Annotated in this window: 24 protein-coding genes; 1 reads left to right on the top strand and 23 read right to left on the bottom strand. The window is 35.8% G+C overall.

Features of this window, described 5'->3' with window-relative positions; all coding sequences use genetic code 11:
• Window position 1: 1 nt before the first annotated feature.
• From rplO to L6651_RS07105, 23 genes are all read right to left on the bottom strand, one after another.
• Window positions 2-451 carry a 50S ribosomal protein L15 gene (gene rplO / locus L6651_RS07215; RefSeq protein WP_237037285.1) on the bottom strand — a complete coding sequence of 150 codons (450 nt, stop codon included), beginning with the start codon at window positions 449-451 and terminating at the stop codon, window positions 2-4.
• Window positions 452-470: 19 nt separating this feature from the next.
• Complete coding sequence (gene rpmD / locus L6651_RS07210) at window positions 471-653, bottom strand: 50S ribosomal protein L30 (protein WP_237037284.1); 183 nt, start codon at window positions 651-653, stop codon at window positions 471-473.
• A 10-nt stretch (window positions 654-663) separates the two neighbouring features.
• On the bottom strand, window positions 664-1,170 hold the full coding sequence (gene rpsE / locus L6651_RS07205; RefSeq protein WP_237037283.1) for a 30S ribosomal protein S5: 507 nt from the start codon (window positions 1,168-1,170) through the stop codon (window positions 664-666).
• 17 nt (window positions 1,171-1,187) lie between these two features.
• Entirely contained in the window at window positions 1,188-1,556 is a 369-nt protein-coding gene (rplR, locus tag L6651_RS07200; protein ID WP_237037282.1) for a 50S ribosomal protein L18, read from the bottom strand.
• 15 nt (window positions 1,557-1,571) lie between these two features.
• Window positions 1,572-2,111: a 50S ribosomal protein L6 gene (gene rplF / locus L6651_RS07195; RefSeq protein WP_237037281.1), complete on the bottom strand. Its 540-nt coding sequence runs from the start codon at window positions 2,109-2,111 to the stop codon at window positions 1,572-1,574.
• Between the two features lie 25 nt (window positions 2,112-2,136).
• On the bottom strand, window positions 2,137-2,532 hold the full coding sequence (gene rpsH / locus L6651_RS07190; protein ID WP_237037280.1) for a 30S ribosomal protein S8: 396 nt from the start codon (window positions 2,530-2,532) through the stop codon (window positions 2,137-2,139).
• 21 nt (window positions 2,533-2,553) lie between these two features.
• Window positions 2,554-2,739, bottom strand: a complete 186-nt coding sequence (locus L6651_RS07185; protein WP_055078584.1) for a type Z 30S ribosomal protein S14 — start codon at window positions 2,737-2,739, stop codon at window positions 2,554-2,556.
• A 16-nt stretch (window positions 2,740-2,755) separates the two neighbouring features.
• The gene (gene rplE, locus L6651_RS07180; RefSeq protein ID WP_237037279.1) at window positions 2,756-3,298 is read right to left on the bottom strand and encodes a 50S ribosomal protein L5; all 543 of its coding nucleotides are present in this window, start codon (window positions 3,296-3,298) and stop codon (window positions 2,756-2,758) included.
• A gap of 16 nt (window positions 3,299-3,314) precedes the next feature.
• The gene (gene rplX / locus L6651_RS07175) at window positions 3,315-3,623 is read right to left on the bottom strand and encodes a 50S ribosomal protein L24 (RefSeq protein WP_237037277.1); all 309 of its coding nucleotides are present in this window, start codon (window positions 3,621-3,623) and stop codon (window positions 3,315-3,317) included.
• A 15-nt stretch (window positions 3,624-3,638) separates the two neighbouring features.
• The gene (rplN, locus tag L6651_RS07170; RefSeq protein WP_237037276.1) at window positions 3,639-4,007 is read right to left on the bottom strand and encodes a 50S ribosomal protein L14; all 369 of its coding nucleotides are present in this window, start codon (window positions 4,005-4,007) and stop codon (window positions 3,639-3,641) included.
• A gap of 25 nt (window positions 4,008-4,032) precedes the next feature.
• Window positions 4,033-4,287 carry a 30S ribosomal protein S17 gene (gene rpsQ, locus L6651_RS07165; RefSeq protein ID WP_237037275.1) on the bottom strand — a complete coding sequence of 85 codons (255 nt, stop codon included), beginning with the start codon at window positions 4,285-4,287 and terminating at the stop codon, window positions 4,033-4,035.
• 4 nt (window positions 4,288-4,291) lie between these two features.
• A complete protein-coding gene (gene rpmC, locus L6651_RS07160) occupies window positions 4,292-4,498 on the bottom strand; it encodes a 50S ribosomal protein L29 (protein WP_055078579.1) in 207 nt (68 codons plus the stop codon).
• Window positions 4,488-4,928: a 50S ribosomal protein L16 gene (gene rplP / locus L6651_RS07155; RefSeq protein ID WP_055078578.1), complete on the bottom strand. Its 441-nt coding sequence runs from the start codon at window positions 4,926-4,928 to the stop codon at window positions 4,488-4,490. The genes rpmC and rplP overlap by 11 nt, the downstream gene beginning before the upstream one ends.
• 20 nt (window positions 4,929-4,948) lie before the next feature.
• A complete protein-coding gene (gene rpsC, locus L6651_RS07150) occupies window positions 4,949-5,686 on the bottom strand; it encodes a 30S ribosomal protein S3 (RefSeq protein ID WP_237037274.1) in 738 nt (245 codons plus the stop codon).
• Between the two features lie 15 nt (window positions 5,687-5,701).
• Window positions 5,702-6,037 (bottom strand): 50S ribosomal protein L22, encoded by a 336-nt coding sequence (gene rplV, locus L6651_RS07145; RefSeq protein ID WP_237037273.1) that lies wholly within the window; start codon window positions 6,035-6,037, stop codon window positions 5,702-5,704.
• Window positions 6,038-6,049: 12 nt separating this feature from the next.
• Window positions 6,050-6,334 (bottom strand): 30S ribosomal protein S19, encoded by a 285-nt coding sequence (gene rpsS, locus L6651_RS07140; protein ID WP_237037272.1) that lies wholly within the window; start codon window positions 6,332-6,334, stop codon window positions 6,050-6,052.
• Between the two features lie 15 nt (window positions 6,335-6,349).
• Window positions 6,350-7,183 carry a 50S ribosomal protein L2 gene (gene rplB / locus L6651_RS07135; protein WP_237037271.1) on the bottom strand — a complete coding sequence of 278 codons (834 nt, stop codon included), beginning with the start codon at window positions 7,181-7,183 and terminating at the stop codon, window positions 6,350-6,352.
• Between the two features lie 15 nt (window positions 7,184-7,198).
• Entirely contained in the window at window positions 7,199-7,495 is a 297-nt protein-coding gene (gene rplW, locus L6651_RS07130; protein WP_237037270.1) for a 50S ribosomal protein L23, read from the bottom strand.
• On the bottom strand, window positions 7,495-8,118 hold the full coding sequence (gene rplD, locus L6651_RS07125; protein WP_237037269.1) for a 50S ribosomal protein L4: 624 nt from the start codon (window positions 8,116-8,118) through the stop codon (window positions 7,495-7,497). The genes rplW and rplD overlap by 1 nt, the downstream gene beginning before the upstream one ends.
• 20 nt (window positions 8,119-8,138) lie before the next feature.
• Complete coding sequence (rplC, locus tag L6651_RS07120; RefSeq protein WP_237037268.1) at window positions 8,139-8,768, bottom strand: 50S ribosomal protein L3; 630 nt, start codon at window positions 8,766-8,768, stop codon at window positions 8,139-8,141.
• A 54-nt stretch (window positions 8,769-8,822) separates the two neighbouring features.
• Complete coding sequence (gene rpsJ / locus L6651_RS07115; RefSeq protein ID WP_237037267.1) at window positions 8,823-9,131, bottom strand: 30S ribosomal protein S10; 309 nt, start codon at window positions 9,129-9,131, stop codon at window positions 8,823-8,825.
• A gap of 341 nt (window positions 9,132-9,472) precedes the next feature.
• A complete protein-coding gene (locus tag L6651_RS07110; RefSeq protein WP_237037266.1) occupies window positions 9,473-10,327 on the bottom strand; it encodes a hypothetical protein in 855 nt (284 codons plus the stop codon).
• 146 nt (window positions 10,328-10,473) lie between these two features.
• The gene (locus L6651_RS07105; RefSeq protein WP_237037265.1) at window positions 10,474-11,880 is read right to left on the bottom strand and encodes a hypothetical protein; all 1,407 of its coding nucleotides are present in this window, start codon (window positions 11,878-11,880) and stop codon (window positions 10,474-10,476) included.
• Window positions 11,881-11,978: 98 nt separating this feature from the next.
• Here L6651_RS07105 and L6651_RS07100 point away from each other — a divergent pair, with 98 nt between their 5' ends.
• Window positions 11,979-13,766 carry an ABC transporter substrate-binding protein gene (locus tag L6651_RS07100; protein WP_237037264.1) on the top strand — a complete coding sequence of 596 codons (1,788 nt, stop codon included), beginning with the start codon at window positions 11,979-11,981 and terminating at the stop codon, window positions 13,764-13,766.
• Window positions 13,767-13,795: the final 29 nt, after the last annotated feature.

The raw sequence follows: 13,795 nt of genomic DNA, 5'->3' as shown, positions 1-13,795 counted from the left end.
TTTATACCTCCTCAGCCTTTCCTCCGGCTTGGGCAATTTTATCCATAGCAGATTTAGTAAACTTAGTAGCTTGAACTGTTAGTTTCTTTGTTAATTCACCTGCTCCAAGTATCTTTACTCCATCTTTAGCTTTAGATTTCTTTACTATACCTTCTTCAATCAGAAGTTCTTCGGTTACTACAGTACCGTCTTCAAATCTATTTAATTGTTCTACGTTAACTTCACCATATACCTTGCTAAATATATTCGTAAAACCTCTCTTAGGAAGTCTTCTGAATAAAGGCATTTGACCCCCTTCAAAACCAGGTCTTACTCCTCCGCCAGATCTTGAATTTTGTCCGTCACGTCCACGTCCTGAAGTGTGTCCAAGGCCTGAACCATAACCTCTACCTACTCTTTTTCTTGGCTTAACTCCACCACCGTTAGCAGGTTTTAAGTCGTGTAATTTCATTGTAAAGTACACCTCCCCTTTATTCTACTTCTTCAACATCTATCATATACCCTACTTTTTGTAGTACACCTCTTAAAGCAGGATTGTCTTCTTTAATTACTTGTGAACCGATTTTCTTAAGACCTAAAGACTTAATAGCCTTTTTGTGCTTATCAGTTCTACCAATTAAACTTCTCTTTAGAGTTATCTTAAGCTTCTTCATAAAAGCCTCCTTACCCGATGATCTCTTCAACGGATTTTCCTCTTAATCTAGCAACATCACTTGCTTTCTTAAGATTTTTAAATCCTTCAATAGTTGCGTTTACTATGTTTCTAGGGTTGGATGTTCCAAGAGATTTTGAACGAATGTCCTTGATTCCAGCAAGCTCACATACGTCACGAACAGGTCCTCCCGCAATAACTCCAGTACCTTCGTATGCTGGTTTTAAGAATACTCTTCCAGCTCCAAATACTCCAGTTATTTCATGAGGGATTGTTGTTCCAACTAAAGGTACTTCAATCATATGCTTCTTAGCATCTTGAACTCCCTTTCTGATAGCTTCAGGAACTTCTTGTGCCTTACCTGTACCGATTCCAACCTTACCGTTTTTATCTCCAACAACTACAACGGCTGTGAATCTAAAGTTTCTACCACCCTTAACTACTTTCGCAACACGGTTGATAGCAACAACTCTTTCTTCTAATTCTAAACCTTCTACATTCTTAGTTAAAAGTTCCAATATTGTACCTCCGTATCCTAGAATTTCAGTCCAGCTTCTCTTGCGGAATCTGCTAATTCTTTAATTTTACCATGGTATAGGTATCCAGATCTGTCAAACACTACTTCTTCAATTCCAAGTTTAACAGCTTTTTCTCCGATAGCTTTACCAACTACTTTAGCAGCCTCTTTGTTAGAAGTATTTTCTAAACCAGATTTAATATCTTTTTCAAGAGTTGACGCTGATACTAAAGTCTTTCCGTGTGCATCATCTATAATTTGAGCATATATATTGGTATTGCTCTTATATACGTTTAGTCTTGGCTTTTCAGAAGTTCCGGAAAGATTTTTTCTATTTCTTATATGTCTTGCTTTTCTATTTTTTTGTTTATCTATACGCTTTAACATTTAATACTCCTTCCTTTACTTACCAGTTTTACCAACTTTACGTCTAACGTATTCATCAGAATATCTAACACCTTTGCCTTTATATGGTTCAGGTTTTCTGTGATCTCTAATCTTAGCTGTAAAGCTTCCTACCAATTGTTTGTCTATTCCTGATACTACAATTGTGTGTGCATCAGGTACTTCAACTGTAATTCCTTCAGGCTCTTCCATCTCGATTGGATGTGAGAATCCTAAGTTCATTACAAGTTTATTTCCACTTTTGCTTGCTCTATAACCAGTACCTTCAATTAATAAAGTCTTTTTATAACCTTCAGTAACACCATCAATCATGTTTGCCAACAAGGTTCTTGTTAGTCCATGAATAGATTTGTGATGTTTGTCTTCAGAAGGACGAGATATAGATATTACATTATCTTCTATATTTATAGTCATTTCCCCATCTAGCTTTTGAGTAAGTTCTCCCTTAGGTCCCTTAACATGAACTAGATTTTTGTCGCCGACATTTACTTCAACGCCACTTGGGATTTCTATTGGTTTTAATCCAATTCTAGACATTTTTACCTCCTAATAATACTATCCATTACCATACGTAACAGATAACCTCTCCACCTACACCTTCTTGTCTTGCAACCTTGTCAGTTACAACGCCTTTTGATGTAGAGATTATAGCTATTCCAAGACCTCCAAGTACTTTTGGTAGTTCTTGAGCTTTTACATATACTCTTAAACCAGGTTTAGAAATTCTCTTAATACCAGAGATTACTCTTTCTTCGTTTGGACCGTATTTAAGATCTAAAGTTATAATACCTTGTTTGTCATCTTCTGTAACATTGAAGCCGCTAATAAATCCTTCATCCAATAGGATTGAAGCAACGTCTTTCTTTATCTTAGAAGAAGGTATTTCAACTGATTTATGTTTAGCATTATTAGCGTTTCTTATTCTCGTTAGCATATCTGCTATAGGATCTGTCATCATAAAAGCTTCCTCCTCTCTATTTTACCAGCTTGCTTTTCTTACGCCTGGGATTTCGCCTCTATAAGCCAATTCTCTAAAGCATATACGACAAATTCCATACTTTCTTAAGTAAGCATGAGGTCTACCGCAAATTTTACATCTATTATAAGCCCTAGTGCTGTACTTAGCTGGCTTTTGTTGTTTAGCAATCATTGATTTTTTTGCCACGTTATTCCTCCTCGGTCTACTTCTTGAATGGCATACCCATTAACTCTAACAACTTCTTTGACTCTTCGTCAGTTTCAGCAGTTGTTACTATTACGATATCCATTCCTCTTATTTCATCAACCATATCGTATTCTATTTCAGGAAATATAAGTTGTTCTTTAATACCTAGAGAATAGTTACCTCTACCGTCGAATGATGTAGAAGAAACACCTCTGAAGTCTCTAACTCTTGGAAGAGAAATGCTAACTAGCTTGTCGAAGAAGTCATACATCTTTTCGCCTCTAAGAGTTACTTTGCAACCAACGCTCATTCCTTCTCTTAATTTGAAGTTAGCTATTGACTTTCTTGCCTTTGTAACAACAGGTTTTTGTCCTGTAATAGTAGTTAAATCTCTAACTGCAGATTCAACAGCCTTTGGATTGTCCTTGTGAGAACCAAGTCCTATATTTATAACTATCTTTTCAAGTTTAGGAACTTGCATTACATTTTCATATCCAAAGCTTTCTGTAATTGCAGGAACAACTTCATTTCTATATTTTTCAACTAATCTGGAAGTCACTAAATTACCCCCTTCACTACTTTATAGCTTTATTGTCCGCTTTAGAAACTCTTTGTTTCTTGCCAGACTCAACTTTATATCCTATTCTAACGCCCTTACCAAGCTTAGAATCATAATACATTACATTTGATACGTCTATTGGACCTTCAGACTTAACAATTCCGCCTGGATCTTGAGGTCCTCTTGGCTTTCTGTGTTTTGTTTGAATGTTTATACCTTCAACAATCACTTTGTTAGTTTTAGGAAAAGTCTTTAAAACTTTACCCTTTTTGCCTTTATCAGCACCGGCAATAACAATTACCGTATCATCTTTTCTAATTTTCATGTGATACACCTCCAACTATATAACTTCAGGTGCCAAAGAAATTATCTTCATGAAGTTTCCGGCTCTTAACTCTCTAGTTACAGTACCGAAAATTCTTGTACCAACCGGATTTTTGTCCTCTTTTACGATTACCGCTGCATTGTCGTCAAATCTGATATGACTTCCGTCATTTCTGCTTACACCTGTCTTTGTTCTAACTATAACAGCCTTAACAACATCACCCTTCTTTACAACTCCTCCGGGTGTTGCAGTCTTAACGCTACAAACTACTATATCCCCAATATTGGCGTACTTTCTTTTTGTACCCCCTAATACTCTTATAACTAGTAGTTCTTTTGCACCGGAGTTATCCGCTACTCTTAAACGACTTTCTTGTTGAATCATTTAGTTTCTCCTTTCTAGTATAAGATTATTTTGCTCTTTCGAGGATCTCAACTAATCTCCATCTCTTTTGTTTAGAAAGAGGCTTAGTTTCCATTATCTTAACTTTGTCCCCAATGTTGCATTCGTTATTTTCGTCATGAGCTTTAAACTTAGTAGTTTTTTTCATTTGCTTACTATAAAGCGAATGGGAAACAAAAGTGTTAACAGCTACAACGATAGTTTTATCCATCTTATCTGATACAACCGTACCAATTATTGTTTTTCTTTGATTTCTTTCCATGAGATTAAGCCTCCTTACCTATATTAAGTTCTCGTTCTCTTACGATGGTCTTAATGCGGGCTATATCCTTCTTAACTCCACCTATTCTCATAGGGTTGTCTAACTGTCCGGTTGCCAATTGAAAACGCAAATTGAAAAGTTCAGCCTTTAAATCCTTTAAAGAACTTTGTAATTGAGCGTCGGACATTTGACGTATTTCTTTAGTTTTCATTAGCTTCACCGTCCATTTCCATATTATCACGAGCTATAAATTTAGTTTTAATTGGAAGCTTGTGTGCTGCAAGTCTCATAGCTTCTCTAGCTACGTCTTCAGGAACACCAGCCATTTCAAATAAAACTCTACCTGGTTTAACAACCGCTACCCAGTACTCTGGATTACCTTTACCGGAACCCATACGTACTTCTGCAGGTTTTTCAGTTACCGGCTTGTCCGGAAATACCTTAATCCAAATATTTCCGCCCCTCTTTATATATCTAGTCATCGCACGTCTTGCGGCTTCTATTTGATTAGCAGTCATCCAGCAAGGTTCTAACGCTTGAAGACCATAATCTCCGTAAGCTAAGGTATTGCCCTTGTGAGCCTTACCAGTCATTCTGCCTCTGTGAACCTTACGATGCTTAACTCTTTTAGGCATTAACATAGATTCTTTCCTCCTATGAACTATTTGTTTTCTAATTGACCTCTGTTATTTCTCTTTGGGTTTTGTTTTCTATTTCTCTTGTTTTTTCTTCTGTTATCCTTTACTTCAGGTAGTTCAGCTTCCTTCATTCCTGGAAGAACTTGACCCTTGTAAATCCAAACTTTAACACCCAGCTTACCATAAGTTGTATCTGCTTCAGCAAATCCATAGCTTATGTCAGCTCTAAGAGTTTGTAGAGGAATAGTTCCTTCACTGTATCCTTCAGTTCTAGCCATATCAGCTCCGCCAACACGACCTGAAACAGAAGTCTTAATTCCCTTTGCTCCTGCTCTCATACTTCTTTGAATAGCTTGTTTCATCGCTCTTCTGAAAGAAACTCTTCTTTCAAGAGAAGCTGCAATGCTTTCAGCTACAAGTTGAGCGTCAAGATCAGGTCTTTTAACTTCCTCAACATTTATAATAACTTGCTTGTCTGTTAATTTTTCTAATTTATTTCTTAATACTTCAACGCCGGCACCTTGTCTACCAATTACCATGCCTGGCTTTGCAGTTTCAATTGTAACTTTTATCTTATTTGAAGCTCTTTCGATTTTGATTTCAGAAATGCCTGCTAAATAAACTTCTTTCTTAACTAATTTACGAATTTCATTATCTTCAACAAGTAAATCAGCGAAGTCCTTTTTGTCGGCAAACCACTTTGAGCTCCAGTCCTTAATTACACCAACTCTATAACCGTGGGGATTAACTTTTTGACCCATATTCGCTTACCCTCCTTATTCTCTTTCCTTAACAACAACGCCGATGTGGCTTGATCTCTTTAAGATCGGATAAGCTGAACCCTTAGCCTTAGGTCTCCATCTCTTCATAACTGGAGCCTGATTTGCATATGCGTGGGCTACAATAAGCTCATCTCTGTCTAAGTTGAAATTGTGTTCAGCGTTGGCAATAGCAGATTTTAAAACTTTTTCTAAAAGTCTTGCTCCCTTTTTAGGAGTGAACTTTAAAATCGCCAAAGCTTCATCAACATTTTTACCTCTAATTTCTTTGCAAATAAAGTTAACTTTAAGAGGTGATATTCTTTCATATTTAGAAATAGCTCTTACTTCCATATCTTAATCCTCCTATCTAACCTTACTACCTTTTTCTTTACTTCCTATATGGCCTTTGAAAGTTCTAGTGGAAACAAATTCTCCTAACTTATGACCAACCATATCTTCAGTTATATAAATCGGTAAATGCTTTCTTCCGTCATGTACCGCAATTGTATGTCCAACAAATTGTGGAAATATTGTAGATCTACGTGACCAAGTCTTAATAACCTTCTTCTTGTCTTCAGCGTTTAGCGCTTCGACTTTTTTCATAAGGTGTTCATCACAAAATGGTCCCTTTTTAACGGATCTTCCCATTAAAACCCCTCCTTATTACTTAGTTCTTCTTCTTACAATGTACTTATTAGACTTCTTGGATTTCTTTCTTGTCTTAACTCCAATAGCCTTTTTACCCCAAGGTGTAGATGGTGCAGGACGACCAACTGGCGCTCTTCCCTCTCCACCACCGTGAGGGTGATCTACCGGGTTCATCGCAGAACCTCTTACATGAGGTCTCTTACCTAAGTGTCTGCTTCTACCAGCCTTACCTACATTAATAAGTTCGTGAGTTGTGTTACCAACTTGGCCGATTGTTGCACGACATTCAAGGTGAACAAGTCTAAATTCTCCGGAAGGTAATCTTAATGTTGCAAACTTACCTTCTTTACCCATTAATTGAGCTTCAGCACCTGCAGTTCTTGCAAGTTGTCCACCCTTTCCAGGTTTTAACTCAATGTTGTGGATTGTAGTACCAACTGGGATGTCTTTTAATTTTAATGCATTACCAATCATGATATCTGCATCTTCCCCAGATTCTATTTTATAACCTACTTTAAGTCCTTGTGGTGCAAGGATGTATCTCTTTTCACCATCTGCATAGTGAAGAAGTGCAATGTTTGCAGTTCTGTTTGGATCGTATTCGATGGAAGCTACCGTTGCAGGAATTCCATCCTTATCTCTCTTAAAGTCAATTATTCTATATTTTCTCTTAGCACCGCCGCCTCTGTGACGAACAGTAATTCTACCATATGAATTTCTACCACCTGATTTCTTTAAGTCAACAAGTAGTGACTTTTCAGGTTTTTTATTCTTTGTGATTTCTTCAAAGCTTAGTACGGACATTCCACGTACGCCGGCAGAGGTTGGTTTGTATTTTCTAATAGCCATTTAATTACCTCCTAACTATATTCCTTCAAAGAATTCAATATCTTTTGAATCCGGTTTTAAAGTTACGATAGCCTTTTTCCAACTAGGTGTTCTACCTTGGTTTTGGCCCATTCTCTTAAGTTTACCAGGAACAGTCATAGTGTTAACCTTAGCAACCTTAACTCCTTCGCCGAAAACAACTTCAATTGCTTTTTTAATCTCTGATTTATTTGCTCTTCTATCAACCTTGAATGTATAAACTCCCTTGTCCATATTGTCCATGGAAGCTTCAGTTATAATAGGTTTTATAATAATATCGTAAGGTGACATCATTATGCGAACACCTCCTCAATCTTTTCAACTGCATCTTTTGTCAGTATAAGTGAGTCGTGTTTTAAGATATCATAAACATTTATCTTATCAGCTGTAGCTACGATAACTCCAGGAATATTTCCAAAAGATTTCATAACCTTCTTGTCGTCTTCCCCAACAACTACTAAAGCCTTCTTTAAAGCCTTTACGTTGTTTAGTACACCCTTAGCTGCCTTAGTGCTGAAATCGTCAAATTTTAAAGCATCTAACACGATTAATTCTTCTTCATTAACCTTTGAAGTTAAAACAGACTTAATAGCAAGTCTCTTAACCTTCTTAGGTAGTTTGTAGCTGTAGTCCCTTGGTTTTGGTGCAAATACCACACCGCCGCCTCTCCATTGAGGACTTCTGATACTACCTTGACGAGCACGTCCTGTACCCTTTTGTCTCCAAGGTTTCTTTCCTCCGCCTCTAACTTCAGCTCTCGTCTTTGCGGATTGAGTGCCTTGTCTTCTATTTGCAAGTTGATTCTTAACAACTTCGTAAACTACATGTTCATTAACTTCTACGCCAAATATAGCTTCACTTAGTTCTATATCACCAACAGCTTCGCCTTGTTGGTTTAACATTTTAATGCTAGGCATATTCCATCCCCCTTCCTAAACTATTTAGCCTTTACAGACTCTCTTAATGTTACAAGTCCACCTTTAGGTCCGGGAACAGCTCCCTTAACTAAAATTAGATTCTTATCTTCATCAATTCTAACAACTTGTAGATTTTGAACAGTAACACGTTCATTACCCATCTTACCGCTACCTTTTCTACCTTTAAATACACGTCCTGGATATGCAGAAGCAGATCTTGCACCAGCAACTCTATGTGATTTAGATCCGTGAGCTTCAGGTCCTCTACCATAGTTATGTCTTACTATAGCACCTTGAGTTCCCTTACCCTTTGAAGTTGCAAATACATCAACCTTTTCTACATCATTAAATACGTCAACTTTAATTTCAGCACCAAGTTCGTAAGAAGATACATCGTCTACACGAAACTCTCTTAAGTACTTCTTGTATCCTGCGTTTGCTTTGTCAAAGTGACCTTTCAGCGGTTGGCTAACTCTATGTTCTTTCTTATCAACATAACCAACTTGAACTGCATTATATCCGTCAGTTTCTTCTGACTTAATTTGAGTAACTATCATAGGGCCTGCCTCTATAACAGTTACAGGAACAACCTCTCCACCTTCAGCGAAGATTTGAGTCATCCCAATTTTCTTTCCCAATATACTCTTCATGAGCACACCTCCTAATTACTTACAGCGGATTGTCCACTTACAATCATACTAAGATTAAAGCTTGATTTCGATATCAACACCTGCAGGAAGATTTAATTTCTTTAAAGCTTCTAAAGTGTTTTGGTTTGGTTCCACGATATCGATTAATCTTTTATGTGTTCTTTGCTCAAACTGCTCTCTACTGTCTTTGTGTTTGTGAACAGATCTTAAGATAGTGATGATTTCCTTTTCAGTTGGAAGAGGAATAGGTCCTGAAACCTGTGCACCAGTTCTCTTAGTTGCGTCCACGATCTTATGAGCAGATTGATCGATTAACTCATGGTCATAAGCTCTTAGTCTAATTCTTATCTTTTGTTTTGCCATTATAGGCACCTCCTTAAAATTTTGGAAGCGTCTGATTACTTTCGGCGTCAACCCATCCGGGTGTATCGTGTCAAACATTTTATAAAGACCTTTCGGTCCAAGTAATCTTTTTCGCCTGAATCGTGTCAGACTTACTCCACGGAAATTCCCTGAGAAACCTCAGCAACCTACCGTTTCTACGCTTTTCCTATTTTTGACACTCATACATTATATATGACATATGGGATTAATGCAAGTCTTTTTCAAAGTTTTTTTAAATTTTTTTGAAAATTTTACTTTTTTTCGTTCCCTTCATTATATATAACTAAAAAGAGCGACATTAACGCCGCTCTTTTTGAATTTTAATTGCCTAGGATATCCTTGTCAAAGGTTGCTAACCACTTTCCAGAAAATGGATCTACATAAAATAATTTTTCATTGTCCTTAGTAGGTATTCTATAAAACATGTTTCCAAATTCACTTTTAAAATCTTCTGAAGGGGTTCCCATAGTTAGAATCTCTTCCCCATTTACTTTCAAACTTTCATAAAACATATTTGTAACTAATAACTCACATTTATCTTTATCAATATCTTCAGGTTTAATGTCATTGTTCTCACTTTGACCTAACTCTTTAAACAGATTATCAAGTACAACATCCAAACTTAAAACCTTTGGCTCATCCTTTAATACTTCGTTCCTTCTTTTTACAATGTCAGTTACATATTCACCGTCAAAGATAAATTCATAGGAGTCTAAGTAATTAGTTATGGATTTTTTAGAATCTGTTAATAAAACTCTATTGCCATTATCATTTTTTATTTCATTAACCTTGTCATATCCCTCTTCTAAAAAATTTGAATCCATTATGTCTTTAAGTTTTAAATCAGTATCGCCATTACCTTTATGATAGAAGACCAACTTGTCCTTAGCGTCAAGAACTACTATTGAACCTTTTTCATTCTTATATATTGCAGGCGAGTCCTCTTTAGATAAAAAGTCAAAGGCCTTTAACTTTTCAACAGCTAGGTCATTTCGTTCTCTGTCTAAAACTGAAATATCAATATACCTATTATCTATTTCTTCTTTTACTTCAGCATAATTTGTATCACTTTCTTTTATTTCTTCAAATCCAGTTTTAAACAATTCTGATTCCGGTTTTTTTGTGCAGCTAACTAAAAATAGAGCAGCCAAAATAAACATCAAAGTTTTTTTCATATTCTACCTCCTTTGACAAATTAGGAAACATCAATGTTTCTTGTTTTAATTTTACTACAAAACGCAGTTATGGTAAATATTTCTTTTCCATTTTTTAATACATTCCACTAAAAAATCGGCGAAATTTCCGCCGATTTTAAATTTGATTAAACTATTTCATTTTCATTTTTAGACTGTCTCTTTTCAAAAATCAACTTATCCAAAAGATTACTAAAAACTCCCATCAATATACTAGCCACAACTACTATTGCCCAAATCATATTGAACACATAGTCTGCGTATCCTCCGTGTAAAGTTAATAAAAACGCCACTGTTAAATATGAAAACAGCGATACATTTATTGCAGTCTTTGGCAAACGTGTGAAAATCATATTTAGTAAAAAGAATACTATTGGCACATGTATCATCGCAATCCATATTCCTGGTATTTGGAAGTTGGCATAGGCTTCTCCTAAAAATAGACCATTATACACTCCCGCTTGGCCAGACCTCTCTCCAATAAAGTTTACGGACTGCATAACAACTGATGATGATCTAATAACTTCACTAAATCCAAATAGAGGAGCACTTATAATCTTTGGCAGTGACGCCCCTGCTAGTGGAAGCATTCTATATGTGAATACTTCCAGGTGAAGCAAAAAGCCCATTGGTGTTGTTATAAATAGTCTCGAAAATATTGGATTGTCCGCTGATAAGAGCTTGCTAAGTTCAACTTTAGATATAAAGTAGTACATCAAGTTCAGTGTAATAAATCCTATTAGTCCAAAGGCAATAAGGTACTTTACTTTTACTCTGTCCCCATATATTAGTGAAAGAACTATAAAGTTTAGCCAGTACATTACAAGGGTTGCCTTTTGAAGATTGTAAAACACCATCATATTTGAAAACATGAATAGGATGATAAATAGCACTAGCCATCTCTTCTCCTTTGTGTTTCTAAGATGCACATATGCAACATAGGACAGAAAAGGTGTCATGGTCAGCGCAAAAATATTTTTTATATATCCAGAAATTCTAGTAAATTCATTTGCAATTACATTTCTTAGCACAGCAAGTTGGTCCTTACTTCCTCCTCTTATCATGGCAAGGTAGGGATTGTGTTCAGTACCAAGTTTTACAAAGACAAATATTACCGCCGCTATACAGACGATTGACGCCAATACCATTGTGGTAAACTGAGCGTCTTCAGATGACTTTGAACTAAGCTTCTTTGTCCTGTACTCTTGATAGGTCAAAGGGTCATACTTAAATATTTTGTTACAGAGAATTATTACTCCTGGAAAGATTATCATCAGTGCTGAAATAATAAAAAATGCATCTGTAACCATTTGCCAATGTCTCATGTAACGCATCATGGAGTGATTGGCAAGTCTTAAATTTAATAATGTAGTTCCTAGGTATGATAGGAAATACAAAAAGTAAAATGTAAGTGATATTGGTCCCAGTTTTTCAAGGGACAATGTTCCCGCTGCTTTTTTATATAAATAAATTGAAATTGCTGTCGTTATTATAAAGAAAAATATAATATAAGTGAATTGTAGATTGATTATCATATAAACCTCCTTCTTTTTTATTATAGCATACAGAACATAATATTATCGCTATTGAAACCATCTTGTTTTTTTGCAATAATAATTAACAGGAGGTACCAATGACTAAATTAAAAAAACTTATAACGCTATTCGCCCTGACTTTAGTTTTTACTTCTTGTGCAGGAACTGCGGCGGATAACGATGCAAAAAAAATTTTCGAAGATGAAAAAGAGGCCTTGGAAAAGAGAATCGCTTTTCAAACCCCTTTAAAGGATGAAATAAAATTTGGAGTTGTTGAAACTGTAGAAAATTTAAATCCTTTTTATAACGAAGACGAATCTTCAAAGATAATTACATCTATGCTCTATCAAAATCTTTTTACCATTGAGGAGTCACATCACCAAGAGGAGTTCAATTATCTTTTGGCAGATAGTTTAACCTCTTCTGAAGATGGAACTGTCTATAATTTAAAATTAAAGGACAATCTCTATTGGCATAATGGAGATAGGATAACGGTGGATGACATTATCTTTTCAATTAAATATAGCTACGAAAATAAGGACACGGTATATCTTAATAACTTTTTAGTTGATGGCAAAGAAATTACAATGAACAAGGTTTCAGATACGGAACTTGAATTTATACTACCAAAACCATCTTTCACATTTAAATATTCCCTGGAGAGTTTAAAGGTAGTGCCGGCAAAGACTTTTAAAGACGCTCCAAAGCAATTTACTTTTGAAGACAAAAATCATTTAATCGGATCTGGTCCATATGTATTTGACGAAAAGGTCCATGACGATTATTTCAATGTGGACGAATTTAAGTTTAAAGCCTTTGACAAATACTTTGAAGGGCTTGCCAATATACCAAAGCTGTCCATTAAAAACGTGGCCCACTACAGTTCCACAAGATACGACATGCTCGACTACAATATACAAGGTGGTTATATTTTAGGAAATGACGTAGGTGCTTTTGTAAAGGACTTTTACAATATAAACACCGTTGAAGCGGGAAATGTAAAGTCACTATTATTTAAAGTAAATAATCCTGTTGTTAAAGACGAAGGAATGCGTAATGCCATATGTAACTTAGTAAACTCTTATAATTTATCTTCAATATTTGGAGACAATACAAATGTATCAAGGGCAAACTCAGTGTTTGGTCATAACAACTTCTATAAGTACAACGACAACTTGGTGGATGAAATGGCAAGCGGAAATGCTATTGAATATATTAAAAAGTATCAAAGGGAACATGAAGACTCCACCTTAAAAATGGGTTTCATTCTTGACCCAGGAGAGCCACAGGAGAAGTTTGCAGTTTCCATTCAAGAGAGCTTTATCAATAGAGGAATTGACATAGAGTTGGTGGCACTATATGAAGAGGAGTATTTGGAAGAGCTAAAGGATCCAAACTCTAAGGTATTTGACTTCTGCCTTTACGAATACGATTCAAATGATAACCCAGATTACTTTAAAAACTTTTTTAAAACTGACGGTGCTTTAAATTATTCTGGATATAGTAACGCCGAACTGGATCCACTTTGGCAAGAGGCACAAAGCGAAAAGGATTTTCAAAAAAGACTCGAAACTTATGGCGATATTCAAAGTATAATAAATGAAGACAAGCCGGTGTATCCTCTATTCTTTGCAAATAAAATTGTTGCTACAGATGACAGAATTATAAATATTGAAGAAGCAGTTGCAAATGGAAGTTCCTTCTTCACCCATTTAAACAAGCTGGACATCCAAGAGTTTGAAGCATCTAAGAAGGATATTAAAAAATATAAGATTGATGAGTCGTCTATTAAGAGAAAACCAAAATATGATGATGTAAATATTTTTACAAAAAACTCTCAACCTAAAAAGGTAGTTAAGCCTGAAGGCGCTAAGGAAATAAAATAATTTTAGGGCAGTCCACATGGATTGCCTTT

The sequence above is a fragment of the Mediannikoviicoccus vaginalis genome (genome assembly GCF_928097925.1).
GTDB lineage: Bacteria > Bacillota > Clostridia > Tissierellales > Peptoniphilaceae > Mediannikoviicoccus > Mediannikoviicoccus vaginalis.
The sequence above is the reverse complement of the archived record's forward strand: the minus strand, read 5'-3'. Positions and strand labels throughout refer to the sequence as shown.

Bases quoted from the DNA above. Each gene is read 5' to 3' on its own strand.
- rplO (WP_237037285.1), bottom strand. From the start codon at position 451: ATGAAATTACACGACTTAAAACCTGCTAACGGTGGTGGAGTTAAGCCA.
- rpmD (WP_237037284.1), bottom strand. From the start codon at position 653: ATGAAGAAGCTTAAGATAACTCTAAAGAGAAGTTTAATTGGTAGAACT.
- rplR (WP_237037282.1), bottom strand. From the start codon at position 1,556: ATGTTAAAGCGTATAGATAAACAAAAAAATAGAAAAGCAAGACATATA.
- rplF (WP_237037281.1), bottom strand. From the start codon at position 2,111: ATGTCTAGAATTGGATTAAAACCAATAGAAATCCCAAGTGGCGTTGAA.
- rpsH (WP_237037280.1), bottom strand. From the start codon at position 2,532: ATGATGACAGATCCTATAGCAGATATGCTAACGAGAATAAGAAACGCT.
- rplX (WP_237037277.1), bottom strand. From the start codon at position 3,623: ATGAAAATTAGAAAAGATGATACGGTAATTGTTATTGCCGGTGCTGAT.
- rplN (WP_237037276.1), bottom strand. From the start codon at position 4,007: ATGATTCAACAAGAAAGTCGTTTAAGAGTAGCGGATAACTCCGGTGCA.
- rpsQ (WP_237037275.1), bottom strand. From the start codon at position 4,287: ATGGAAAGAAATCAAAGAAAAACAATAATTGGTACGGTTGTATCAGAT.
- rpmC (WP_055078579.1), bottom strand. From the start codon at position 4,498: ATGAAAACTAAAGAAATACGTCAAATGTCCGACGCTCAATTACAAAGT.
- rplP (WP_055078578.1), bottom strand. From the start codon at position 4,928: ATGTTAATGCCTAAAAGAGTTAAGCATCGTAAGGTTCACAGAGGCAGA.
- rpsC (WP_237037274.1), bottom strand. From the start codon at position 5,686: ATGGGTCAAAAAGTTAATCCCCACGGTTATAGAGTTGGTGTAATTAAG.
- rplV (WP_237037273.1), bottom strand. From the start codon at position 6,037: ATGGAAGTAAGAGCTATTTCTAAATATGAAAGAATATCACCTCTTAAA.
- rpsS (WP_237037272.1), bottom strand. From the start codon at position 6,334: ATGGGAAGATCCGTTAAAAAGGGACCATTTTGTGATGAACACCTTATG.
- rplB (WP_237037271.1), bottom strand. From the start codon at position 7,183: ATGGCTATTAGAAAATACAAACCAACCTCTGCCGGCGTACGTGGAATG.
- rplW (WP_237037270.1), bottom strand. From the start codon at position 7,495: ATGATGTCACCTTACGATATTATTATAAAACCTATTATAACTGAAGCT.
- rplD (WP_237037269.1), bottom strand. From the start codon at position 8,118: ATGCCTAGCATTAAAATGTTAAACCAACAAGGCGAAGCTGTTGGTGAT.
- rplC (WP_237037268.1), bottom strand. From the start codon at position 8,768: ATGAAGAGTATATTGGGAAAGAAAATTGGGATGACTCAAATCTTCGCT.
- rpsJ (WP_237037267.1), bottom strand. From the start codon at position 9,131: ATGGCAAAACAAAAGATAAGAATTAGACTAAGAGCTTATGACCATGAG.
- L6651_RS07110 (WP_237037266.1), bottom strand. From the start codon at position 10,327: ATGAAAAAAACTTTGATGTTTATTTTGGCTGCTCTATTTTTAGTTAGC.
- L6651_RS07105 (WP_237037265.1), bottom strand. From the start codon at position 11,880: ATGATAATCAATCTACAATTCACTTATATTATATTTTTCTTTATAATA.
- L6651_RS07100 (WP_237037264.1), top strand. From the start codon at position 11,979: ATGACTAAATTAAAAAAACTTATAACGCTATTCGCCCTGACTTTAGTT.